Here is a 23284-nt window from a genome sequence, read left to right on the forward strand (position 1 = left end):
CGGTTTATTTTCGACGCCAGCTGGAGCCCTGCGGCCCATCCTCGACGATGACACCCAGCGCGTTAAGCTTGTCGCGCGCGATGTCCGCTTCCGCCCAGGCTTTGGCGGCGCGCGCATCGGCACGGGCTTTAACCCAGTGCTCAATCTCGGCAACCTCTTCGTCATTGACCTGCGCGCCGCTTTGCAGGAACAACTCAGGGTCCTGCTGCAGAATGCCCAGCACGTTGGCCATCTCGCGCAGCTTCGACGCCAGCCCGTGCGCTGAAGCGCCATCTTCACTTTTCAGGCGGTTCACTTCTCGCGCCATGTCGAACAGCACCGAATAGGCTTCCGGAGTGTTGAAATCATCATCCATCGCGCTGCGGAACCGCGCTTCGAACGCTTCGCCGCCGTGGGCAGGCACGCTGCTGTCGGTGTGACGCAGTGCCGTATAGAGACGCTCCAGCGCCGCACGCGCCTGATTCAGGTTATCTTCGCCGTAGTTAAGCTGGCTGCGATAGTGACCGGACATCAGGAAGTAACGCACCGTCTCCGCATCATAATGTTGCAGCACGTCACGCACGGTGAAGAAGTTACCGAGCGATTTGGACATCTTCTCGCGGTCAACCATCACCATGCCGGAGTGCATCCAGTAGTTGACGTAAGGACCGTCATGGGCGCAGCTCGACTGAGCGATTTCGTTTTCATGGTGCGGGAACATCAGATCGGAGCCGCCGCCGTGGATATCGAAATGGGTGCCCAGCTGTTTGCAGTTCATTGCCGAGCACTCGATGTGCCAGCCGGGACGACCGTTGCCCCACGGCGATGACCAGGCTGGCTCATCCGCTTTGGACATTTTCCACAGCACGAAGTCCATCGGGTTGCGCTTCACGTCGGCGACTTCAACACGCGCGCCCGCCTGCAACTGCTCCAGATCCTGACGCGACAGCGCGCCGTAATCGGTGTCGCTGAGCACATCGAACATCACGTCGCCATTGTCCGCCACATAAGCGTGACCGCGAGCGATCAGTGTTTCCACCAGCTCGATAATCTCAGCGATGTGACGGGTAGCGCGCGGCTCCTCATCGGGCGGCAGAATCCCCAGCGCGGCGAAGTCATTGTGCATCTCGCCAATCATGCGGTTAGTCAGAGTTTCGATGCTCTCGCCGTTTTCGTTGGCGCGCCTGATGATTTTGTCATCAATATCGGTGATGTTACGTACATAATTAAGCTGATAACCGAGGTAACGCAGGTAGCGCGCCACCACGTCAAACGCCACGAACGTCCGCCCATGACCAATGTGACAGAGGTCATACACCGTGATGCCGCAAACATACATCCCGATTTTACCGGCATGAATGGGTTTGAATTCCTCTTTCTGTCGACTCAGGGTGTTATAAATCTTAAGCATTGAACGGTTCCGTTTTCGCGTGTGGTTGGCACTTTTAAGTATCCAGACATTGTGCCGTATTTTTATCGCTCGCGCGACGCAAAGCAAGCCAACTGCGCCGCGCTGCTGACGCGTCATTGGAAATTATGATATAAGAACGGTCGACAAAAAGGGGGACGCCCATCGACAGAGCGACCTCAGCAACTGATGACAACCTTTACAGGACGACAAAAATGGTAACTTTCCAGACGAACCATGGCGATATCGTAATCAAAACTTTCGATGATAAAGCGCCGGCAACCGTAAAGAACTTCCTGGATTACTGCCGTGAAGGTTTTTACGACAACACCATTTTCCACCGCGTAATCAACGGCTTTATGATTCAGGGCGGCGGCTTCGAGCCGGGCATGAAGCAGAAAGAAACTAAAGACGAAATTCAGAACGAAGCCAGCAATGGCCTGAAAAACACCAAAGGTACGCTGGCAATGGCACGTACCTCTGCGCCGCACTCTGCGACCGCACAGTTTTTCATCAACGTAGCTGACAACGACTTCCTGAACTTCCGTGACGAAAGCGTTCAGGGCTGGGGCTACTGCGTGTTCGCTGAAGTGGTTGAAGGTATGGATGTGGTCGAGAAGATCAAAGCGGTCTCTACCGGCCGCAGCGGCATGCACCAGGATGTGCCAAAAGACGACGTCGTTATCCAGAAAGTGACCGTCAGCGAGTAATGTCGCGCACGCTGTTTATCGCAGATCTCCATCTGTGTCAGGAAGAACCGGCGATTACCGCCGGTTTTCTGCATTTTTTACAGCGCGAAGCGCCCCACTGCGACGCGCTCTATATTCTCGGCGATCTGTTTGAAGCCTGGATTGGCGACGACGATCCCAATCCGCTGCATCAGCAGGTTGCCCGCGCCCTGCGCGCCCTGCCGGTTCCGGTTTACTTTATCCATGGCAATCGCGACTTCCTGATTGGCCGACGCTTCGCGCAGGCTTGCGGCATGACGCTGCTGCCGGAAGAGCAGGTGCTGACGCTCTACGGCCATCGGTTGCTGATCATGCACGGCGATACGCTCTGTACCGACGATGCGGGTTACCTGCGTTTTCGGGCCAAAGTGCATAATCCCTGGATCCAGCGGCTGTTTCTCGCGTTGCCGTTGTGGATACGTAAACGTATTGCCGCCCGGATGCGCGCCGACAGTAAACAGGCCAACCAGCATAAATCCCAGACCATCATGGATGTGAATCAGGAAGCGGTCGTCGCCACTATGCTGCGCCAGCAGGTGCCGCTGTTAATTCACGGCCACACTCATCGCCCGGCGATTCATACGCTGAGCCTGCAGGGTGAAACGGCGCAACGCGCGGTGCTGGGTGCCTGGCACAGCCGGGGTTCCATGATCCAGCTCGACGCCAGTGGCATTCAGCTTATCCATTTCGACTTTTAATCTGCGGTTAAATCCACGACCTTAAGCCCGACGCAACCGTTTTCCTTGCGTGCTTCTCATGCTATTCTCGGTGCCCTTCAAAACCTGTCCGCCCGGCCAGGTCTGTTTGTTCATTCACAGGAGTTGACCCCATGTCATCCAACGCCCCGGCCCGCATCGCCATTGTTATGGGTTCCAGAAGTGACTGGGCCACCATGCAGTTCGCCGCTGAAATCCTCTCCAGCCTGGACGTCCCTTTTGATGTTGAAGTGGTCTCTGCGCACCGCACCCCGGATAAACTGTTCAGCTTCGCCGAAACGGCAGCCGACAAGGGTCTTCAGGTGATTATTGCTGGCGCAGGTGGCGCGGCACATCTGCCGGGTATGCTGGCGGCAAAAACGCTGGTGCCGGTGCTGGGTGTGCCGGTGCAGAGCGCAGCACTGAGCGGCGTCGATAGCCTCTATTCGATTGTGCAGATGCCGCGCGGTATTCCGGTTGGTACGCTGGCGATTGGCAAGGCGGGCGCAGCCAATGCCGCGCTGCTGGCGGCGCAGATTCTGGCGCTGCATGACAGTGCGCTGGCGTTACGCCTGACCACCTGGCGTCAGAGCCAGACCGATGAGGTGCTGAACCATCCCGATCCGCGGGTGGATGCATGAAGCCGGTTTGCGTACTGGGCAACGGCCAGTTAGGTCGTATGCTGCGTCAGGCGGGTGAACCCCTGGGCATCGCGGTGTATCCGGTGGGCTTAGACGCCGATCCCACCGCGCTCCCTATCGCCGACAGCGTGATCACCGCCGAAATCGAACGGTGGCCGGAGACGGCGCTGACGCGTGAACTGGCCAGCCATCCGGCCTTTGTTAACCGCGATATCTTTCCGCGTCTGGCGGATCGTCTGACGCAGAAACAGCTGCTGGATCAGCTGGGACTGGCCACCGCGCCGTGGCAGTTGCTGGCGGATAAAAGCGAATGGCCAGCGGTGTTCGACTCGCTGGGCGAATTAGCGATTGTGAAAAGCCGCACCGGCGGTTACGACGGCCGGGGTCAGTGGCGTCTGCGTGCCGATGAGACTCACACCCTGCCGGAGGCGTGCTACGGCGAATGCATCGTTGAGCAGGGCATCAACTTTTCCGGTGAAGTCTCACTGGTGGGGGCGCGCGGTCACGATGGCCAGGTGGTGTTCTATCCGCTGACGCATAACCTGCATCAGGATGGCATTCTGCGCACCAGCGTCGCGCTGCCGCAGGCGGATCAGGCACAGCAGCAGCAGGCTGAAGCGATGCTGAGCGCGATCATGCAGGAACTGAACTACGTCGGCGTAATGGCGATGGAGTGTTTCGTTACGCCAGACGGATTGCTGATCAATGAGCTGGCGCCGCGCGTCCATAACAGTGGGCACTGGACGCAGAACGGTGCGTCGATCAGCCAGTTTGAGCTGCATCTGCGCGCCATTCTTGGTCTGGCATTACCACAGCCGGTGGTGTTTGCGCCGTCGGCGATGGTCAATCTGATTGGCACTGACGTGAATCTCAGCTGGCTGCAGCAGCCGCTGGTGCATCTGCACTGGTATGACAAAGAAGTGCGTCCGGGTCGTAAAGTGGGCCATCTGAACCTGACCGACAGTGATACAGAGCGGCTCAGGGCTGCCCTTAATGCGCTGGTGACGCAGCTACCGGAAGCGTACGCCAGCGGCATCGCCTGGGCGGTTGAAAAACTGTAATCCCCGCACCGCCTGATAATGCCTTTATCAGGCGGCTCAGAAGGTTAATGTGATGGACGTATACGCCGGTGAGCCAGGGTCGACACCGGTTAGACAGATTCAGACGCCGGTAACGGGTGCGATCGGGATCAAGGTCAAAGGCGGCCTGGTGCCGCCTTATTCCAGCCCTGCCTTACGCCGCATCAAACTTCCTGAACAGCGCCTTCCCTTTCAGTAATCGGATCCCCAGCCAGCCACCGCACAGCGATAACAGCAGTGCGCCACACAACGGCAGCGCCAGCCACAGGGTCCAGTCAGGCTGCCACGGGAAGTCGAAAATCTTAGTCTGTAATCCCCACAGTGCCGCTTCTGCCCCCATCGCCGCCGCCACGCCGGAGACCACGCCGAGCAATGCAAACTCACACCACAGCGTCGTGCGCAGCAGGCGTTTACCGGCACCCAGCGTGCGATAGACCACCAGCTCCTGACGCCGCTGGCGCATACCGACCTGAATCTGCGCCAGCAGCAGCAACACGCCGCAGGCGGTCACCAGCACCACCATGATCTCCAGCGCCTGGCTGACCTGCGCCAGCACCTGGCCGATCTGCCGCATTATGCTGCCGATATCCAGCAGACTTAGCGCCGGAAAAGCACGGTTAAGCTGCGCCAGCAGAACAGGATTCGCCTCCATGCGGAAGCTGGTGAGCCAGGTCTGCGGCTGGCTGTCGAGCGCGCCCGGCGGGAAGATAAAGAAGAAGTTCGGCTTCAGGCTTTCCCAGTCCACTTTACGCAAACTGGTAATGCGCGCGCTGAAGGTCTGCGTATCGCCGTCGAACGTCAGGGTATCGCCGAGCTTCAGCCCCAGCCGATCGGCCAGCTCCACTTCCATCGACACTTCACCCGCTTTGGGTGGCCAGTTGCCTGCCACCAGCGGATTATGATCCGGGCGATCGGCCAGTTCCGTCAGGTTGAGCTCACGGTTCAGGGCATTATCCAGCTTCGGATCGGCCGGTTTGCCGTTGAGTTCACTGAGCCGCACCCGCGCAATCGGGTAAAAGGTCCCGGGCGTGATCTGATGCGACTGCAGGAAATCACGCACCTGCGGCACCTGATCTGCCGTCATGTTCAGCAGGAAGAAGTTCGGGCTATCCGCCGGTAACTGCTGCTGCCAGCGATCCAGCAGATCGCCACGCATTACCAGCAGCAGCGCCAGCAGCATGAACGACAGCGAAAAGGCCGCAAGCTGGCTCAGCGTCATGCCGGGCTGGCGCAGCAGCCGGTTGATCGCCAGTCGTAACGCCAGGTTGCGCACTACCAGCCGACGCAGCAGCAGCAGGGTTCCCCAGCCGAGTAGTGCCAGCAATCCCGCCAGCACCACCACACCCGCCAGCAGCGCCCAGAGCATTTTACTGCCGCCAACCAGCAGCGCTAACAGCGTCACCACAACAGCAATCATCACCGGAATATAGATCTTCAGCGGCCAGAGGTTCGCCACCGCATCGCGCCGCAACACCCGCAGCGGCTGCGTCGCCAGCAGCAGACGATAGGAACGCAGACCCACCAGCAGCGAAATCACAAACAGCGATCCCACCGCCCAGATCCATGGCCAGACGCTGGCCGCCGGTAAGCTGGCAGGCAGCACGGGTTTCAGCATCGCCATCAGGATCGCTTCAACGCCCTGCCCCACCAGGCCACCGGCAATCGCCGCCAGCAGCAGAACCGCCAGCCACTGACCGATGATCAGCCGCTGCAACGCGCCGTGCGTCGCACCCAGGGTTTTCAGCACCGCCACCAGATCGTAGCGGCTGCGGCAATAGTGGCTCATGGCGACCGCCACGGCCGCAATCGCCAGCATCAGCGTCAGCAAGGCCGAGAGCAGCAGGAACTGCTGCGCGCGCTGCATCGAACGGCCCAGTGCATCTTCCGAGTTCTCCACGCTGATCCAGCGCTGGTCCGCCTTCAGCTGCGGTTCAATCCAGCGGTCATAGCTGGCCAGCTGATCGGGATTACCGGTAAACTTATAGCGCCAGGTGATGCGACTGCCTGGCTGAATCGCACCGGTTTTGGCGGCATCCGCCAGATTGATCAGCAGACGCGGCGCCATCTCAAACGGGTTAAAGCCGCCATCCGGCTCCTGGATCACCTCGCCGCTGATGCGCAGCTGGGTGTCACCCACTTCCAGCGTGTCGCCCACTTTCAGGTTCAGCAGCGCCATCAGGCGCGGTGCGGCCAGCGCGGTACCCGCCTGCGGCCTCAGCCCCGGCGGCTGCGTCTGCAGCGTGCCAAACATCGGGTAGCGATCGTCCACCGCTTTTACTGAGGCAAGCTGCGGTGACTGATCGGCAAAGGTCATGGTCATAAAGGTCAGCTGACGGCTCACCGTCAGACCGGTTTCAGCCGCTTTTGCCAGCCAGGCTTCTGGCGCTGCATCACTGCTGCGCAGCGTACGGTCGCCGGCCATAAAATCACGGCTCTGCTGATTCAGCCCTTTTTCCATGCGATCGCTGATCGACCCCAGCGCCAGCACGCAGGCCACCGCCAGCGTCAGCGCAAGCCAGACAATCAGCAGCGAGGGCGAACGCCACTCGCGCCAGAACCAGCGCCAGATCATTGCTCCTCCCACAATTTACCGTCGCGCAGCCGCAGGCGACGATCGCAGCGCGCCGCCAGTTGCTCGTCATGCGTCACCAGAATCAGCGTGGTGGCGAAATCGCGGTTAAGGGAAAACAGCAGATCGGCAATGCGGTCACCGGTTTTACGATCGAGATTACCGGTAGGCTCATCGGCAAACAGCAGACCAGGACGGCCACTGAAGGCGCGGGCCAGCGCCACGCGCTGCTGCTCGCCGCCTGAAAGCTGGGCGGGCAGATGATGCAGACGTTCACCCAGTCCGAGCAGCGTCAGAAGCTCTCTCGCCTGTTCACGGCTCTGGCGATCGCTGTCGCCGCGCAGCAGCGATGGCAGCTGCACATTCTCCTGGGCATTCAGGGTTGGCACCAGCATAAATGACTGGAATACAAAGCCGACCTGCCGGGCACGCAGGGCCGCACGCTGCTCTTCGTTCATCTGGTGCAGCGGCTGCCCCAGCAGATGGACTTCGCCACTGCTGCCATCGTCCAGCCCGGCCAGAATTCCGAGCAGGGTTGACTTGCCGGAGCCGGACTCGCCAATCAGCGCAATGGTCTCAGCTGGTTTGACAACCAACTCAACTCCGGTAAGGATGGTTAACTGATGCTCTCCCTGACCGACGGACTTAGTAAGATGATGAACTTCAACAATGTTTTCCGCTGGCATTATCCCTTCCTGTTATTGATTCTTCTGCTGGTGTCGCGTCTTGCTGCTGCAGATACGCTGATGGTGCTGGGCGACAGCCTGAGTGCGGGCTATCGCATGTCTGCCACTGCGGCCTGGCCCAGCCTGCTTGATAAGCAGTGGCAGCAAAAACCTAAAGTAATCAACGCCAGTATCAGCGGTGATACGGCTGCACAGGGGCTGGCGCGCCTGCCCGCACTATTAAAACAGCATCAGCCGCAATGGGTGTTAATCGAATTGGGCGGTAACGATGGTTTGCGCGGTTTCCCGCCCGACGCTATCGCGCAGAATCTGAGTAAAGTTATCGACGATGTTAAAGCCGCCAATGCGAAGCCGCTGCTGATGCAGATTCGTCTGCCTGCCAACTATGGCCGCCGCTACACCGAAGCGTTCAGCGGCATCTATCCCGGATTAGCGCAGCAGCATAACATTCCTCTGGTGCCCTTTTTCATGGAACAGGTTTATCTGAAACCCGAGTGGATGCAGCAGGATGGCATTCATCCTAATCCTGATGCCCAGCCTTTTATCGCCCAGTTAATGGCAAAAGACCTGGCCCCCTTAGTTAAGCAGCCGTAGCGCGCAGGGATGCGCAAAAAGGGTAAAGAAATGCAAAAGCACTAAATAACGGCAAGGTGGCGACGGAGATTTTCGACCGCTTTGCCATCTCTAAGTGTCCAGGCTTACTCTCTAAACAATATCAATGCGAAAAGATAATTCCGCCGTTCCTTAAAATTCACTTTAATGCATCTTAAATTAGCATTTTAACAGTCGCATATAAGTTGGCGTTACCCTCTCCAACTGGTTAATATTTCTGCACGGAATTTTAGCTGCAAAGGAATGTATATGCCCTATCACCGCTATCACGACCCCCGCATATTTCGCCTGACTTCATCTGTCGGCGCTTGTGGAACCAACAATCCCAATGAAGTTAAATCAATTCAACGCATGATAAATGATGCTGGCTATCAGTTCGCAACGGGTCGCAGGCTCCCAACAAATGGACAATGCGATACTGCCACCACTGAAGCTATACGCTGGTATCAGCGGTTGCTGAATCTCTCGCCGAGTGGATTGGTTCAGCCAACCGACACATGGTTTATCAGGGCAATAAGTGAAGCAACCACACCTGGCTGGCGGCCTTCTAATACCTCTGGCCCCTTACGAGTCAGCCAGGGACAAATTACTTTTGACGCCGAAGGCACCGACTATATAACCGCCGTGGAGCCCTTCAAACAGCGCCGCTATCCCAATTTTTCACGCATTCTTCAATGGCCGCCCACGAGTTTTTCGGGGGTTACACTTGGTCGAGGCTATGATATGGGCAGTAGATCTGCTGGTGAAATCTACTCCACACTAAGGCAAGCTGGGATTGAAGAATATAAAGCCGTTTTGTGCTCTAAAGCAGCTGGCCTGAAAGGGCGGCACGCAGAACAGTTTGTTAAGGTTTATGGTCCGTTGGTCGGCGAGATAAACCACACTCAACAAATCCGACTTTTTGAAATTGCGTACAGGGTTAAACGGAACGAAGCCCTTAACCTTTATCGGCGAATAGCACAATCCATGCCTTCCGCCCCAGCATGGGAACAGTTAGACCCCAAAATTCGAGATGTCGTAACCGATATTTTCTATCAGGGTGTTCACAATGCCAGGGCACTGTTTCAGGCCGCAATTGAAGGTAAGCCCGCATTAATAGCCCATATTAAAAGTAGTCCTACATACATGACCTACGAAAACCACAGAAACAGAATAAGGTATCTACAGTGAAAAAAGTCTTAATTCTAATGGTTGCTCTTATTGCACCTGCTATGGCGCAGGCTGAATTATCATCAGGGCCAGAACGTAACGCCTGCTTCAAACAGAATGAAGACATACCAACTGCATATAACTGTCTGTCTGCCAAAAGAGACAACAGCAATAAAGCGCTGGATGCGCTAATAGCGGATACAGTTAAGAGAATCAAAGCCAACAATGTCGGCCCTTTTAATGGAAAAGAGTCCAGCAAAGAAACGTCCGGAGACGTTTACTCTCGGCGCTTTCTGGATGCGCAAAAAAAATGGAAGGATTACCGGACTCAACTTTGCCTGTCTGTAGCTACAGAGCTTAACGAGGACGCATACGACTACCAGTCATATATCGACCAGTGCCAAATTAATCTGAACAAAAACCATTCTGCTGAAATCACACAAATGGGACTGCCACCCGTCAATTAAGCACACTGGTCTCACTGCTCAGACGTAAAATCTGAAATCGGGCATTTTTTGCGGGGCTGTATAGCCCCGTTTACCGCCCGTTCTGTCAGCCGGTGCGGGCGACAAACTGTCAATCCACAACATAAAATCATTAACGAACATAACTTAACTTATTGATTATTAAATCTTATTCAAGGGCGTGAATTTGTGCAAAAAACCATTCTGATTACAGGTTGTTCGAGCGGTATTGGCCTGGTTGCCGCTCACGATTTACTGGCGCGGGGTTACCGGGTGATCGCCGCCTGCCGTAAAGCAGAGGATGTCGCCCGCATGGAAACACTGGGCTTTACCGGGCTGCAACTGGATCTCGACGATCCGCAAAGTGTGGATCAGGCCGCCGACACAGTGCTCGCGCTCTGCGATAACCGTCTGACGGCGCTGTTTAACAACGCCGGATTTGGTCTCTATGGCCCGCTGCACACCCTCTCCCGCCAGCAGCTGGAACAGCAGTTTTCCAGCAACTTTTTCGGCGTCCATCAGCTGACACTGCGTCTGTTACCGGCATTGCAGGCCAGCGGCGACGGCCGCATTATTAATACCAGCTCGGTGCTGGGGCTGATCTCCACACCAGGCCGGGGTGCCTATGCCGCCAGTAAATATGCGCTGGAAGCCTGGAGCGATGCATTGCGGCTTGAAGTGCGCAGCCGCGGCATCCGGGTCAGCCTGATTGAACCGGGTCCGATTCAGACCCGTTTTACCGACAATGTGACGCAGGGCGAACAGCATAACCCGGTGCGTAACCCCGGCATCGCGGCACGTTTTACTCTGCCACCAGAAGCCATTCTGCCTAAACTTCGTCATGCACTCGAGAGTAAACATCCGCGTTTACGCTATCCGGTGACACTGGTCGCACACATAATGAGCCTGCTGAAACGGTTACTGCCCGGCTGGATGCTGGATCGCATTTTGCGCAGCCATTAATCAGCCATGCGCAATAGCGCTTGAAGCCGGGCCAGTTGGCCCCATATTCTTAGAACACTTTTTGCAAAGAGACTTATCCATGTCACCACAAGCTTCTATCATCGACATCAACGAATCTAACCTGCAGCAGACCCTTGAGCAGTCGATGCAGCTGCCGGTGCTGTTCTACTTCTGGTCTGAGCGCAGCCAGCACTGTCAGGAGCTGACGCCCGTGCTGGAGCGCCTGGCGCAGGAGTACGCGGGTCAGTTTATTCTCGCAAAACTGGATTGCGACAAAGAGCAAAGGGTGGCGTCGCAGTTTGGTCTGCGTTCAATCCCGACCGTCTATCTGTTCCAGGATGGTCAGCCGGTTGATGGCTTCCAGGGACCGCAGCCGGAAGAAGCGATCCGCGCCCTGCTGGAAAAAGTCCTGCCGCGCGAAGAAGAGCTGAAAGCGCAGCAGGCGATGGCGCTGATGCAGGAAGGTAAACCGCTGGAGGCGCTGCCGTTGTTAAAAGATGCGTGGCAGCTGAGCAATCAGTCCAGCGAGATCGGTTTCCTGCTGGCTGACGTACTGATTACCCTGAACCGCAGCGATGAAGCGGAAGCGGTGCTGAAAGTGGTGCCATTGCAGGATCAGGATACCCGCTATCAGAGCCTGATGGCGCAGATCGATCTGCTGAAACAGGCAGCGGATACGCCGGAGATTCAGCAGCTGCAATCCCAGCTGGAGGCTGACCCGACTAACGCCGGGCTGGCTGCTAAACTCTCGTTACAGCTCCATCAGGTGGGTCGTAATGAAGAAGCACTGGAACTGCTGTTCAGCTTCCTGAAATCCGATCTCAATGCCGCTGATGGCCAGGCGCGTAAAATGCTGCAGGAGATTCTGGCGGCGCTGGGTACCGGCGATGCACTTGCCGCGCGTTATCGCCGTCAGCTCTATTCCCTGCTCTACTAAGCGGCAGCACCCCGGGCCGAAGCGACTCGGCCCGTTAATCTGACAACGCGGAGGTTGTATGATAACTGTAATTCCTGCCCTGATTATTCTGGCGCTGGTGGCGGTCTGGGCCACCGTCAAGATCGTGCCACAAGGTTTTCAATGGACGGTTGAGCGCTTTGGCCGTTATACCCGCACCCTGCAGCCAGGATTAAGCCTGGTGGTGCCGTTCATGGATCGTGTGGGTCGTAAGATCAACATGATGGAACAGGTACTCGATATTCCCTCGCAGGAGATCATCTCCAAAGACAATGCCAACGTCACCATCGATGCAGTCTGCTTTATTCAGGTCGTTGACCCGGCGCGTGCCGCGTATGAAGTCAGCAATCTTGAGCAGGCGATTCTTAACCTCACCATGACCAATATGCGTACCGTGCTTGGCAGCATGGAGCTGGACGAAATGCTGTCACAGCGCGACAGCATCAACACCCGCCTGCTGCATATCGTGGATGAAGCGACCAATCCGTGGGGCGTCAAGATCACCCGCATCGAGATCCGCGATGTGCGTCCGCCGCAGGAGCTGATTGGCGCGATGAATGCGCAGATGAAAGCGGAGCGAACTAAACGCGCCGATATTCTGACAGCCGAAGGGGTGCGACAGGCGGCGATCCTGCGCGCTGAAGGGGATAAGCAGTCGCAAATCCTCAAAGCAGAAGGTGAACGGACCTCGGCGTTCCTGCAGGCAGAAGCGCGCGAACGTCAGGCGGAAGCGGAAGCTAACGCCACTAAGATGGTCTCGGAAGCGATCGCATCAGGTGATATTCAGGCCATTAACTACTTTGTGGCGCAGAAATATACCGATGCGCTGCAAAAAATCGGTGAAGCTAATAACAGCAAAGTGGTGATGATGCCGCTGGAGGCAAGCAGTCTGCTGGGTTCGATTGCGGGCATCGGTGAACTGCTGAAGGAATCACGCACTGAGTCGAAACGCTGATGCTGGTCGATATTATCGCGCATCCGCACTGGTTCTGGCTGACGCTGGGTGGGTTACTGCTGGCGGCTGAGATGCTGGGCACCAGCGGTTACCTGCTCTGGAGCGGGCTGGCGGCGGTCATCGTCGGCCTCATTGAGTGGTTTGTGCCGGTAAGCTGGACGGCGCAGGGCTCTCTGTTTGCCGTGCTGACGCTGATCTGCGTCTTTTTATGGTATCGCTGGATGCGCCACCGTGAAGCGCGTCAGAAACCCAATGCCCTGAACCAGCGCGGCAGTCAGATGATCGGGTTGCAGCTGACGCTGGATACCGCGCTGCATAACCGCACCGGCCATGTGCGGATCGGGGACAGCAGCTGGCGGGTCGAGGCGGAGCAGGATCTGCCTGCGGGCACAGCAGTGGTCGTAACCGGCATTGAAGGGATTACGCTGCGTATTCAGCCACGCTGACCGCAGCACCCGGCCAGATTGTTGATAATCGGACATTCGGCGCCGTCATCGCCGGGACAGGCCTCTGCCAGCGCCAGCAGGCGAGCCCGCATGACGTGCAGCTCTTCAATATGCGCCGCAATTTCATCCGCTTTCTGCAGAGTACGGGCTTTTACATCGGCACTGTGGCGCGACGGATTGTTAAACAGCGCCACCAGCTCACGACACTCATCCAGCGTGAAGCCAACCTGTCGCGCCTGACGTAACAGGTTCAGCTCCTCAAGATGGTGTCCGTTGTAGCTGCGGTAGCCATTTTCACTGCGCAACGGCGGCGTCACCACCCCCTTCTCTTCGTAAAAACGTATCGCCTTGCTGGTCAGCCCGGTCTTTTTTGCCACATCGCTGATGTTCATTTTCGTCCCCTTGACCTTCCCCTTGATGGAAGGTTTATGCTTAAGCATGAATCGAAAATGACCAATCGGTCAAATGGGATTACAGAAGGAGTTGATTATGTCACACACTATCTCTCTGGCACTGGACGGCTTGTCCTGCGGCCACTGTGTCAAACGTGTCAAAGAGGCACTGGAACAACGCGATGATGTTGACCAGGCCGACGTGACCCAACAGGAAGCGCAGGTTTCCGGTCACGCAGATGCGGCCGCGCTGATCGCCACCGTGGAGCAGGCGGGTTATCACGCGACGCTGAAAACCGCGGACGCTTCCCCAAAGTCTGAACCGTTGACAGCATCAGAGCCGCCGCCGGAGGCGCTGACAACGGAGACTGCTTCCCGTCCGGCAGGAACAACCCTCCCCACCCATATGCTGCTGATTGAGGGCATGACCTGCGCCAGTTGCGTGAGCCGGGTGGAAAAAGCGCTGCAGCAGATCGCAGGCGTCAGCCAGGCGCGCGTTAATCTCGGCGAACGCAGTGCGCTGGTGCTGGGCGACGCTGATCCGCAGCAGCTGGTAGCGGCCGTCGATGCCGCGGGTTATGGCGCGCAGGTGGTGGATGACGAGCAGGAGCGACGTGAGAAGCAGCAGCTCAGCGCCCGCAGCGCGATGCGGCGTTTCAGCTGGCAGGCTGCTGTCGCCTTAGCATTTGGCGTGCCGCTGATGATCTGGGGCATGGTGGGCGACAACATGATGCTCACCGACCACAACCACGGCGTCTGGCTGACGCTGGGCATCGTGACTCTGCTGATCATGATCGTCACCGGCAGCCATTTTTATCGCAGTGCCTGGCGCAGTTTACGCAATGGCAGCGCCACCATGGATACGCTGGTGGCACTCGGCACAGGCGCCGCCTGGATTTACTCCTTTAGCGTGGTGTTGTGGCCCGACTTTTTCCCGCCGCAGGCGCGCCATCTCTATTTCGAAGCCAGCGTCATGATCCTGGGCCTGATCAATCTGGGGCATGCCCTGGAGCAGCGGGCGCGCCAGCGATCTTCTAAAGCGCTGGAAAGATTGCTGGATCTGACGCCAGCCCAGGCGCGGCAGGTTGATCAACAGGGCGACAGGCTGATTCCGGTCAGCGAAGTGCAGCCCGGCATGACGCTGCGCCTGGTCACCGGCGATCGGGTGCCGGTTGATGGCGAAATCACCACGGGTGAAGCCTGGTTTGATGAAGCGATGCTGACCGGCGAAGCGGTGCCGCAAAGCAAGACCCCGGGCGCAGCCATCTTTGCCGGCACCCTGGTGCAGGATGGCTCGGTAGAATTTATCGCCCGGGCGACGGGTAATCACACCACCCTGTCGCGCATTATCCGGCTGGTGCGTCAGGCGCAGAGCAGTAAACCGGATGTGGGCCGTCTGGCGGATCGCATCTCCGCCGTTTTTGTCCCGGTGGTGGTGTTGATCGCACTGCTCAGCGGCGCAGTATGGTATCTGTTCGGACCGCAGCCACAAATTGCCTATATGCTGGTGATCGCGACAACCGTGCTGATTATCGCCTGTCCTTGTGCGCTGGGCCTGGCGACGCCGATGTCGATTATTGCCGGTGTTGGCCGCGCCGCCGAGCTGGGGGTGCTGGTGCGCGACGCCGATGCCTTGCAGCGCGCCAGCCAAATCGACACGCTGGTGTTTGATAAAACCGGCACACTCACTGCCGGCAAGCCGCAGGTCAGTGACGTGCAGGTCTGGGGTGATGCCACCCGTGAATCAGTATTAGCGACCGCGGCTGCGCTGGAGTTCGCCTCGGGTCATCCACTGGCGAAAGCGATTGTCGCCGAAGCGAAACTGACCCAGCCGCCTCTGTTAGCGCAATTTCGTACAATACGCGGCAAAGGGGTCAGCGGTAGTCTGGATGGCAGAACGCTGCTGCTGGGTAATGCCGCGCTGATGCAGGATAACGGCGTCGATTACCAGGCGGCGGAAGCAGAGATTGCGCGGCTGACGCAACAGGGTGCAACGCCGGTGTTACTGGCTGAGCAGGGCCAGCTAACCGGGCTTATCGCGCTGCGCGATCAGCTTCGACCGGAAAGCGGCGCAGCTCTGAAGCGACTGCATCAGCAGGGTTATCGCCTGATTATGCTGACCGGCGATCATGAAAATACCGCGCGCGCCATTGCTGCCGAGGTCGGTATTGATGAAGTGATTGCGGGCGTGATGCCGGAAGGCAAAGCGGCTGCAATTGAACACTTACAGCAGCAGGGCCGTCGCGTCGCGATGGTAGGCGATGGCATCAATGACGCGCCCGCACTGGCGCAGGCCGATGTGGGCATTGCCATGGGTGGCGGCAGCGATGTGGCGGTGGAAACCGCGGGCATTACGTTGATGCGTGCCGACCTGAACAGCGTGGCAGACGCGTTAGCGCTCTCTTCCGCGACCCTGCGCAATATCCGGCAGAATCTGTTTGGGGCATTTATCTATAACAGCATCGGCATTCCGGTGGCAGCGGGTGTGCTCTATCCGCTGACCGGTACCCTGCTCAGCCCGATTGTGGCGGGTGCAGCGATGGCGCTCTCCTCCATTACCGTGGTCAGCAATGCTAACCGCCTGCTGCGTTACCGGCCACCACGCGAGTGATCGCCGTTTCAGCGCTGTTTTTCACGCGCTGAAGTCGCTAGCATGGGGTTTTGAATCGCAAAGGACCGGGAATGACAGGCAACATCTGGCGCTCACTGCGCGGCTTTATCAGCCAACTTTTTCCCGCCAGTTACCGCTGGCCTGCGATGGATGTCCGGCTTGGCGATCGTCAGCTGCATCTGGTCGGCAGCATCCACATGGGGACGCGCGACATGCAGCCGTTGCCCGCCCGTCTGCTGCGTCAGTTGCAGCAGGCGGATGCACTGATTGTGGAAGCGGATATTACGCAGGGTGGTTCACCCTTTGATCACCACGGCGATCGTTCTGCGCTTTCCACCCGGCTGGATAGTCACGCGATGCAAACGCTCACCGCACTCTGTCAGGAGATGAGCCTCAATCTGAGCCTGTTTGATAATCTGCCCGCCTGGCAGGTGGCGCTGATGTTACAGGCGCAGCAGGCACAAAGGCTGGGATTGCGACCTGACTACGGCATCGATTATCAGCTGTTGCAGGCCGCGAAAGGTCTGAACAAACCGGTGATTGAACTGGAAGGCGCAGAGGCGCAGATCGCCCTGCTGACTGCGCTGCCGGATGACGGCATGGCGTTGTTGCAGGATACGCTGCTGCACTGGCACACCAATGCGCGTCTGCTGCAGATGATGGTGAGCTGGTGGCTCGATACGCCGCCACGCCAGCCGGAAATCACCCTGCCCGCCACCTTCAGCCAGGCGCTGAATGATACGTTGATCGGTCAGCGAAATGCGCAGTGGTGTGACCGGCTTCAGGGATTATCAGCAGGAAACTATGTGGTAGCGGTCGGTGCTCTGCATCTCTACGGCGAAGATAACCTGCCTGAGATGCTGAAGAAGCCCTGAAAAAAAGAGAGCCGATAATATTATCGGCCCGTCAAAGAGGAATTTGTTTATGATTTTGGTTATCGCTCAGCAATCAGATTGCTGGCGCGCGGCTAATTTTCACTCAAAGAACAAAGTTTCGCCACCTTTTTCCACGATTCTGCGTAATAAGATTATTCTTAGTAAGGAACCTGTATGACGCCCGCGGTAAAATTGCTGGAAAAACAAAAAGTCAGCTTCACCCTGCATCCCTATGAGCATGACAGCAGCGAAACCCATTTTGGTGACGAAGCGGTACGTAAACTCAATCTGGATGCGCGCCAGGTCTATAAGACGCTGCTGGTGGCGCTGAATGGCGAGGCGAAACAGCTGGCAGTGGCGATTACGCCGGTTTCGACGCAACTGGATCTGAAGAAAGTGGCAAAAGCGCTGGGCGCGAAGAAAGCGGATATGGCCGACCCACAGCTGGCGCAGCGGGTCACTGGCTATCTGGTGGGCGGCATCAGTCCGCTGGGCCAGAAAAAACGGCTGCCTACGGTGATCGACCACTCAGCCAGCGCGTTTGACGCCATGTTTATCTCAGGCGGCAAGCGTGGACTGGATATCGAACTGGCTCCCCGGGATCTTTCACGACTGCTGGACGCTCCTTTTGCGGATATCGCCCGCCACGACTAAACCCGTGGCTGGGCGCAGAGCTGATCGATCATCCAGCGACCCGCCGGACCGGGTGGCGTACGGCGTGACCAGACCACCTCAATGGCGATATGCTGCGGCCAGCCCGGCATCGACAACTCTTTCAGAACGCCATGACCAAACTGTTTCACCAGCCAGCGCGGCAGAATCGTCCAGCCAAATCCCTGCTCCGCCATCTCCAGCAGTAACAGATAGGTCGGTGCCGACCAGATGCGGCCCATTGGCGCGGGTTCAGATGCTTCAACCCAGGTATTTAACCGCAGGTGACGAACCCCTTCCAGCTCGCTTTCGCTCAGGGTCTTAAGCTGGGCCAGCGGATGATCGCGATGTAAAAAGACCGCCATCTGCGCTTCAACCTGCAGTCGCGCCACGGCAATATCCACCGGCAGATTGGGCTGTGCCCGCACCACGCCCAGATGTACCCGTCCGGCCTGCAACAGATCCAGCACATCACCATCCTCGGCAATCATGACCTCCAGTTCAATCTCCGGATAACGGGCATCAAATTGCCTGAGCAGATGCTCGTGATGATCGGTTTGCCAGAAGTCTGACATGGCAAAACTGAGCCGGGGTTCAACGCCCTGCGACAACCGTATTGCCAGCGCATCCAGCCGCTCGCTGGCCGCCAGGATCTGCTGAACCTGAGGAATAACGCGGCGTCCCTGCTCGGTGAGAACCGGCTGACGCCCTGCCCGTTCAAACAGCGCAAAGCCAAGGTCGTCTTCAAGACTGGCTACCGCCGCGCTGATGGTGGACTGACTTTTACCCAGCGCGCGCGCAGCGGCAGAGAAAGAACCGCTCGCCACAGTCTGCATAAAAGCCTCAAGGGATTCCGGGGAGTAACGCATCTGAACCATCGCTTTTTTCGATAGGTGTTCATTTTATCTTAGCATTCCGACGTGTGAAAATGCGCCGCATTATTGAAGGAGAACTCACAATGCGTACCCGCTCACTTAAAGAACGTATTCTTCATGCTGTCTGCTTTGAAACACTGGCGATTCTCACCGTTTCGCCGCTGGCGGCATGGGCAATGAATAAACCGCTGTTTCAGATGGGATCGCTGGCGATTATGCTCTCTACGGTCGCGATGCTATGGAACATGATTTACAACAGCGGATTTGATCGCCTCTATGCGCCAGGCCAGAAACGTGGCCCGGGCGTGCGTGTATTACATGCGCTGGGGTTTGAAGGTGGATTTATCCTGATTGGTCTGCCCATTGCCGCCTGGATGCTGGATATATCTCTGGGTCAGGCTTTCCTGGTCGAAGTGGCCTTTTTCCTCTTCTTCCTGCCCTACACCATGGCCTACAACTGGGTGTGGGACAAACTGCGCGAGCGCTGGATCAGACGTCACGCCTGCCGGGCGTAAGAAAAACGGGAGGCGCAAGCGCCTCCCGGTCAGTTCAATGCGTGGCGGCTGTTTCGTTCCCCCACGGCCAGATCCACGCCAGGATCATTTTTGGATAGTTACGCTTCCGCGCTTTTTCCGCAGCTTCATCCCGCGCCCGGATCTGCTCATCGGTCAGATGCACAATCTGCCCTTTCGGCTGATAGTCGCTGGCTTTGACCGGCGAGTGCGTCTTGATCCAGTCACGCAACACCTGCGCATCGACTGCCCCGCTGTTGAGATAACCCGCATGACTATCCAGACGCGGATAACCGTCGCCCCCAGCCGCATTGAAGCTGTTGGTTGCCATGCGATAATGCTGCGCATCCTGCAGCGGTTTACCGTTAATGCTGACGTCGCTGACATGTTTACCGTCTGCGGTCAGGCTGATACCGGCAAACTGGGCGTAGCCGCCTGAGTCAGGCTGAATATTAGCGACCACATCCAGATATTTTTTGATCTCCGCCCCGGTCAGGCTGACCGAAACCACCTGATTGCCAAACGGCTGGACCTGCAGCAGGTCACGCCAGCTCAGCTTGCCCGATTTCAGCGAGGTGCGAATACCACCGCCGCTCATCACCGCAAAATCGGCTTTGGTGTGCGCCATCTGGGCGCGCAGAATCAGCTGGCCGAGATTCGTCTGCTCAAAGCGAACCTGCTCTTTTTCACCGCTGAAGCTGCCGTCGGCGCTGCCGACATTCACGGTTAACTTCGCCTCAGCCCGTTTCTGGAATGGCATCAGCAGTTTCATCATGGCGGTGTTTTTCGGGATCTCTTCCTGCCAGGTGAGCCAGGTTTCGCTGCCATCCGCGTTCTTTATCTGATGTTTAAGGTTGACCGGCACCAGCTGATAAGCCTCCAGCGTCACCTGCCCGTTACGGAAGGTGAAGTCACCACGTCCGACATATTTGCCCCATTTATCCGCCTGCATAATCCAGATCCCGTTCTGCTGATCGGGTTTGCAGGGCTGGCCCGGCTGATAATTTTTAACGCTGACGTTCTCTTTTTCCATGCAGACCGCATCATGCGAATGACCACCAACAATCAGATCGATGGTGCCGGCAGGCAGGCTGCGCGCCAGGGTGACGTCATCAATGCCATTGCTGCCATGCTTACCGTCGTCATAGTGACCAAGGTGGGTCAGCGCGACAATCACGTCCGGCTTCTCTGTGGCGCGCAGTTCGGCCACCGCCTTCTCCGCCTCCGCAATCGGATCGCGGAACTCGGTATCCGTCAGGCCCGCCGGATTGGCCAGTTTCGCCGTATCCGGGGTGATCAGCCCGACCACCGCAATTTTCAGCCCGAGACGATTGAATACCGCCCAGGGCTTAAACAGGCGCTGACCGGTACTTTTCTGATAAACGTTGGCGGCGAGCAGCGGGAATCGCGCCCACTTCTCCTGCTTGCGCAGGACCGCGATGGGCTTGTCGAACTCATGGTTGCCCAGCGCCATGGCATCATAGCCAATCAGGTTCATCGCGCGAAAATCGGGTTCAGCATCCAGCTCATCGGACTCCGGTACGCCCGTGTTCACATCACCGGCAGAGAGAATCAATGCGCCGCCGCCTCTGGACTGCACATCGTAGCGCATCGTATCCATTAAGGTTTTCTGCGCCGCCAGACCATATTCACCCTGCTCAGTAAACCAGAAATGACCATGCTCATCGTTGGTGTGCAGCAGGCTGAAACGATAGGTGCGATCGGCCTGGGCGGCCTGTGAAAACAGCGGCATCAGGGCCACCAGTAGTGCCACGCCCGCCCCTGTCCATTTAGATAACAACACTGTGATTCTCCTTAATTTGCCGTCTGGCCCGATTTTCTGCCGGTTTGCCCCACTGTGTCGCACATTCCCCCGGCGAACTCAAGGCCAACGCACATTCGCCTGTCTCTGTATGCCGCTCTTTTTATCTCCGGACCGCTTTTGCTGAGCATGACAATAGCCGTAAGGCCGTGCCAGCGTCAGGCTGGTTTCTTCCGGATAAGCCAGAACGGGTAGCCAGGCCTGATGTTAACCAGTTGTTTACCCCTGCAAAAGTGCCGCTGACGGGCTTTACCCTGTCTGTGCGCGCATTTAACCCTTATTTGTGTCATACCCACGGCATTTAGGGATGCTAATTTTTATTTACCCGGACCGCTTTAAACCGTCAAATCAGCCAATATTATGGATAATGAACAAAAACACCCTTTCGATTGTGCATTTGACTTTTTTTCCTGCTTTTTTAGGGTATTCCCGCAAATTGCTCAGCGAAAGAATAGATTTTGTTTTAAACTCATTTGTTACAAGCGGATACATTTGTATACAAGGAGACAGGCATGCATCACACCACACCGTTGATCACTACCATTGTCGGAGCACTGGTTCTGGCATTTCTCCTTGGGATGCTGGCAAACCGCCTGCGTATTTCGCCCCTGGTTGGCTACCTGATGGCAGGCGTGCTGGCTGGCCCTTTTACCCCCGGCTTTGTTGCCGATACCAATCTGGCTCCTGAACTGGCAGAACTCGGCGTTATCCTGCTGATGTTTGGTGTCGGCCTGCACTTCTCAATGAAAGATCTCATGTCGGTAAAGTCGATAGCCATTCCCGGTGCCATCGCACAGATCGCGGTCGCGACGTTACTGGGAATGGGCTTATCGTGGACAATGGGATGGTCGTGGATGACCGGCCTGGTGTTTGGTCTCTGCCTCTCTACCGCCAGTACCGTGGTGTTACTGCGCGCGCTTGAAGAGCGGCAACTGATCGATAGCCAGCGCGGGCAGATTGCGATTGGCTGGCTGATTGTTGAAGATCTGGTGATGGTGCTGACACTGGTGCTGCTGCCTGCGATTGCCGGCATGATGGAACAGGGCAACGCCAGTGCCGGACTGCTGGCCTGGGACCTGCTGTGGACCATCGGCAAAGTCGCCGCCTTTATGGTGCTGATGGTGGTGGTGGGACGGCGTGCCGTCCCCTGGATCCTCGCCCGCAGCGCCGCCACCGGCTCGCGTGAGCTGTTTACTCTGGCGGTATTAGCGCTGGCGCTGGGCATCGCCTTTGGTGCCGTTGAATTCTTTGATGTTTCGTTTGCGCTGGGCGCTTTCTTTGCCGGTATGGTGCTGAACGAGTCGGAACTGAGCCACCGCGCCGCGCGCGATACGCTGCCGCTGCGTGATGCCTTTGCCGTGCTGTTCTTTGTCTCGGTCGGCATGCTGTTTGACCCGTCGATTCTGGTGACGCAGCCGCTGGCAGTGCTGGGCGCGCTGGTGATTATTGTGGTGGGTAAATCGGTCGCCGCCTGGCTGCTGGTATCGCTGCTCGGCCATTCACGTCGTACGGCGTTGACCATTTCGGTCAGTCTGGCGCAGATTGGTGAATTCGCCTTTATTCTGGCCGGTCTGGGTATCTCGCTGGGCCTGCTGACTGACGAGGGCCGCAACCTGGTGCTGGCCGCCGCCATCCTGTCGATTATGCTTAATCCGATCCTGTTTACCCTGCTGGAGCGTTTCCTGGCGAAAACGGAGACGATGGAAGAGCAGACGCTGGAAGAGGCGATTGAAGAAGAGAAGCAGATCCCGGTGGATTTCTGCAATCACGCGGTGATTGTGGGTTACGGCCGGGTGGGCAGTCTGATTGGTCAGAAGCTGCTTGAGGCCAATGTTCCGCTGGTGGTGGTTGAAAACTCCCGCGCTCGTGTCGAGGCGCTGCGCGAGCGCGGCATCAAGGCGGTGCTGGGTAATGCTGCCCGCGCTGACACCATGGAACTGGCCCGACTCGACTGCGCCCGCTGGCTGTTACTGACTATTCCGAATGGCTATGAAGCGGGTGAAGTGGTCACCGCCGCGCGTGAAAAACATCAGAATATCGAGATTATCGCCCGCGCCCACTATGACGATGAAGTCGAGTACATCATGGAACGGGGTGCCACCCGTGTGGTGATGGGTGAACGTGAGATTGCCAGCAGTATGCTGCAAATACTGCAGGATGAGATGACCCAGGGCGAAGATTTACAGCCCTGCGATGTCGTGCGCTGATTCGTGTTAA

General features: G+C 57.4%; 22 protein-coding genes. 16 read left to right on the forward strand and 6 right to left on the reverse strand.

Going from position 1 to position 23284, the window contains the following annotated elements:
• Window positions 1-4: 4 nt before the first annotated feature.
• Complete coding sequence (cysS, locus tag AFL22_RS20985; RefSeq protein WP_010259051.1) at window positions 5-1390, reverse strand: cysteine--tRNA ligase; 1386 nt, start codon at window positions 1388-1390, stop codon at window positions 5-7.
• A gap of 212 nt (window positions 1391-1602) precedes the next feature.
• On the opposite strand from cysS, the gene ppiB reads away from it, so the two are divergent.
• The 4 genes from ppiB to purK all read left to right on the forward strand — a co-directional run bounded on the left by ppiB (window position 1603) and on the right by purK (window position 4512).
• Window positions 1603-2097, forward strand: coding sequence for a peptidylprolyl isomerase B (ppiB, locus tag AFL22_RS20990; protein ID WP_033756818.1), 495 nt, complete (start codon window positions 1603-1605; stop codon window positions 2095-2097).
• Window positions 2097-2813, forward strand: coding sequence for a UDP-2,3-diacylglucosamine diphosphatase (lpxH, locus tag AFL22_RS20995; protein WP_033766656.1), 717 nt, complete (start codon window positions 2097-2099; stop codon window positions 2811-2813). The genes ppiB and lpxH overlap by 1 nt, the downstream gene beginning before the upstream one ends.
• Before the next feature lie 131 nt (window positions 2814-2944).
• A complete protein-coding gene (gene purE, locus AFL22_RS21000) occupies window positions 2945-3451 on the forward strand; it encodes a 5-(carboxyamino)imidazole ribonucleotide mutase (protein WP_010259054.1) in 507 nt (168 codons plus the stop codon).
• Window positions 3448-4512, forward strand: a complete 1065-nt coding sequence (purK, locus tag AFL22_RS21005; RefSeq protein WP_052272117.1) for a 5-(carboxyamino)imidazole ribonucleotide synthase — start codon at window positions 3448-3450, stop codon at window positions 4510-4512. The genes purE and purK overlap by 4 nt, the downstream gene beginning before the upstream one ends.
• 172 nt (window positions 4513-4684) lie before the next feature.
• Here the strand turns inward: purK and ybbP are convergent, their stop codons facing one another.
• Both ybbP and ybbA read right to left on the reverse strand, forming a co-directional pair.
• Complete coding sequence (ybbP, locus tag AFL22_RS21010; RefSeq protein WP_052272118.1) at window positions 4685-7102, reverse strand: putative ABC transporter permease subunit YbbP; 2418 nt, start codon at window positions 7100-7102, stop codon at window positions 4685-4687.
• Complete coding sequence (gene ybbA / locus AFL22_RS21015; RefSeq protein ID WP_010259059.1) at window positions 7099-7785, reverse strand: putative ABC transporter ATP-binding protein YbbA; 687 nt, start codon at window positions 7783-7785, stop codon at window positions 7099-7101. Before ybbA ends, ybbP begins: the two co-directional genes overlap by 4 nt.
• On the opposite strand from ybbA, the gene tesA reads away from it, so the two are divergent.
• The 7 genes from tesA to AFL22_RS21050 all read left to right on the forward strand — a co-directional run bounded on the left by tesA (window position 7753) and on the right by AFL22_RS21050 (window position 13329).
• Window positions 7753-8379, forward strand: a complete 627-nt coding sequence (gene tesA, locus AFL22_RS21020) for a multifunctional acyl-CoA thioesterase I/protease I/lysophospholipase L1 (protein ID WP_010671236.1) — start codon at window positions 7753-7755, stop codon at window positions 8377-8379. The two genes, ybbA and tesA, sit on opposite strands and share 33 nt — an antisense overlap.
• A 267-nt stretch (window positions 8380-8646) precedes the next feature.
• Window positions 8647-9567, forward strand: coding sequence for a peptidoglycan-binding protein (locus AFL22_RS21025; RefSeq protein ID WP_052272119.1), 921 nt, complete (start codon window positions 8647-8649; stop codon window positions 9565-9567).
• Window positions 9564-10013 carry a lysozyme inhibitor LprI family protein gene (locus tag AFL22_RS21030; RefSeq protein WP_022626094.1) on the forward strand — a complete coding sequence of 150 codons (450 nt, stop codon included), beginning with the start codon at window positions 9564-9566 and terminating at the stop codon, window positions 10011-10013. Before AFL22_RS21025 ends, AFL22_RS21030 begins: the two co-directional genes overlap by 4 nt.
• Window positions 10014-10199: 186 nt before the next feature.
• Window positions 10200-10973, forward strand: a complete 774-nt coding sequence (locus tag AFL22_RS21035) for an SDR family oxidoreductase (protein ID WP_022626095.1) — start codon at window positions 10200-10202, stop codon at window positions 10971-10973.
• 79 nt (window positions 10974-11052) lie between these two features.
• Entirely contained in the window at window positions 11053-11910 is an 858-nt protein-coding gene (locus AFL22_RS21040; RefSeq protein WP_022626096.1) for a co-chaperone YbbN, read from the forward strand.
• A gap of 58 nt (window positions 11911-11968) precedes the next feature.
• Window positions 11969-12883, forward strand: coding sequence for an SPFH domain-containing protein (locus tag AFL22_RS21045; RefSeq protein WP_010259065.1), 915 nt, complete (start codon window positions 11969-11971; stop codon window positions 12881-12883).
• On the forward strand, window positions 12883-13329 hold the full coding sequence (locus AFL22_RS21050; RefSeq protein WP_010671234.1) for an NfeD family protein: 447 nt from the start codon (window positions 12883-12885) through the stop codon (window positions 13327-13329). The genes AFL22_RS21045 and AFL22_RS21050 overlap by 1 nt, the downstream gene beginning before the upstream one ends.
• On the opposite strand, the gene cueR is transcribed toward AFL22_RS21050, so the two are convergent.
• Window positions 13317-13721, reverse strand: a complete 405-nt coding sequence (cueR, locus tag AFL22_RS21055) for a Cu(I)-responsive transcriptional regulator (protein ID WP_010259067.1) — start codon at window positions 13719-13721, stop codon at window positions 13317-13319. The two genes, AFL22_RS21050 and cueR, sit on opposite strands and share 13 nt — an antisense overlap.
• A 97-nt stretch (window positions 13722-13818) precedes the next feature.
• On the opposite strand from cueR, the gene copA reads away from it, so the two are divergent.
• The 3 genes from copA to ybaK all read left to right on the forward strand — a co-directional run bounded on the left by copA (window position 13819) and on the right by ybaK (window position 17861).
• Window positions 13819-16332 (forward strand): copper-exporting P-type ATPase CopA, encoded by a 2514-nt coding sequence (gene copA, locus AFL22_RS21060; RefSeq protein WP_052272120.1) that lies wholly within the window; start codon window positions 13819-13821, stop codon window positions 16330-16332.
• Between the two features lie 71 nt (window positions 16333-16403).
• Window positions 16404-17207 (forward strand): TraB/GumN family protein, encoded by an 804-nt coding sequence (locus AFL22_RS21065; RefSeq protein WP_052272121.1) that lies wholly within the window; start codon window positions 16404-16406, stop codon window positions 17205-17207.
• A gap of 174 nt (window positions 17208-17381) precedes the next feature.
• Window positions 17382-17861, forward strand: a complete 480-nt coding sequence (gene ybaK / locus AFL22_RS21070; RefSeq protein WP_010259070.1) for a Cys-tRNA(Pro)/Cys-tRNA(Cys) deacylase YbaK — start codon at window positions 17382-17384, stop codon at window positions 17859-17861.
• On the opposite strand, the gene AFL22_RS21075 is transcribed toward ybaK, so the two are convergent.
• A complete protein-coding gene (locus tag AFL22_RS21075; protein WP_010671230.1) occupies window positions 17858-18727 on the reverse strand; it encodes a LysR family transcriptional regulator in 870 nt (289 codons plus the stop codon). The two genes, ybaK and AFL22_RS21075, sit on opposite strands and share 4 nt — an antisense overlap.
• An 89-nt stretch (window positions 18728-18816) precedes the next feature.
• On the opposite strand from AFL22_RS21075, the gene AFL22_RS21080 reads away from it, so the two are divergent.
• Entirely contained in the window at window positions 18817-19248 is a 432-nt protein-coding gene (locus AFL22_RS21080; RefSeq protein WP_010671229.1) for a multidrug/biocide efflux PACE transporter, read from the forward strand.
• A 34-nt stretch (window positions 19249-19282) separates the two neighbouring features.
• Here AFL22_RS21080 and ushA read toward each other — a convergent pair whose 3' ends face one another.
• Entirely contained in the window at window positions 19283-21049 is a 1767-nt protein-coding gene (gene ushA, locus AFL22_RS21085; RefSeq protein WP_052272122.1) for a bifunctional UDP-sugar hydrolase/5'-nucleotidase UshA, read from the reverse strand.
• Window positions 21050-21579: 530 nt separating this feature from the next.
• Here ushA and ybaL point away from each other — a divergent pair.
• The gene (ybaL, locus tag AFL22_RS21090) at window positions 21580-23274 is read left to right on the forward strand and encodes a YbaL family putative K(+) efflux transporter (protein ID WP_052272123.1); all 1695 of its coding nucleotides are present in this window, start codon (window positions 21580-21582) and stop codon (window positions 23272-23274) included.
• Window positions 23275-23284 lie beyond the last annotated feature (10 nt).

This window comes from Pantoea sp. CFSAN033090 (assembly GCF_001264395.1).
GTDB lineage: Bacteria > Pseudomonadota > Gammaproteobacteria > Enterobacterales > Enterobacteriaceae > Pantoea > Pantoea agglomerans.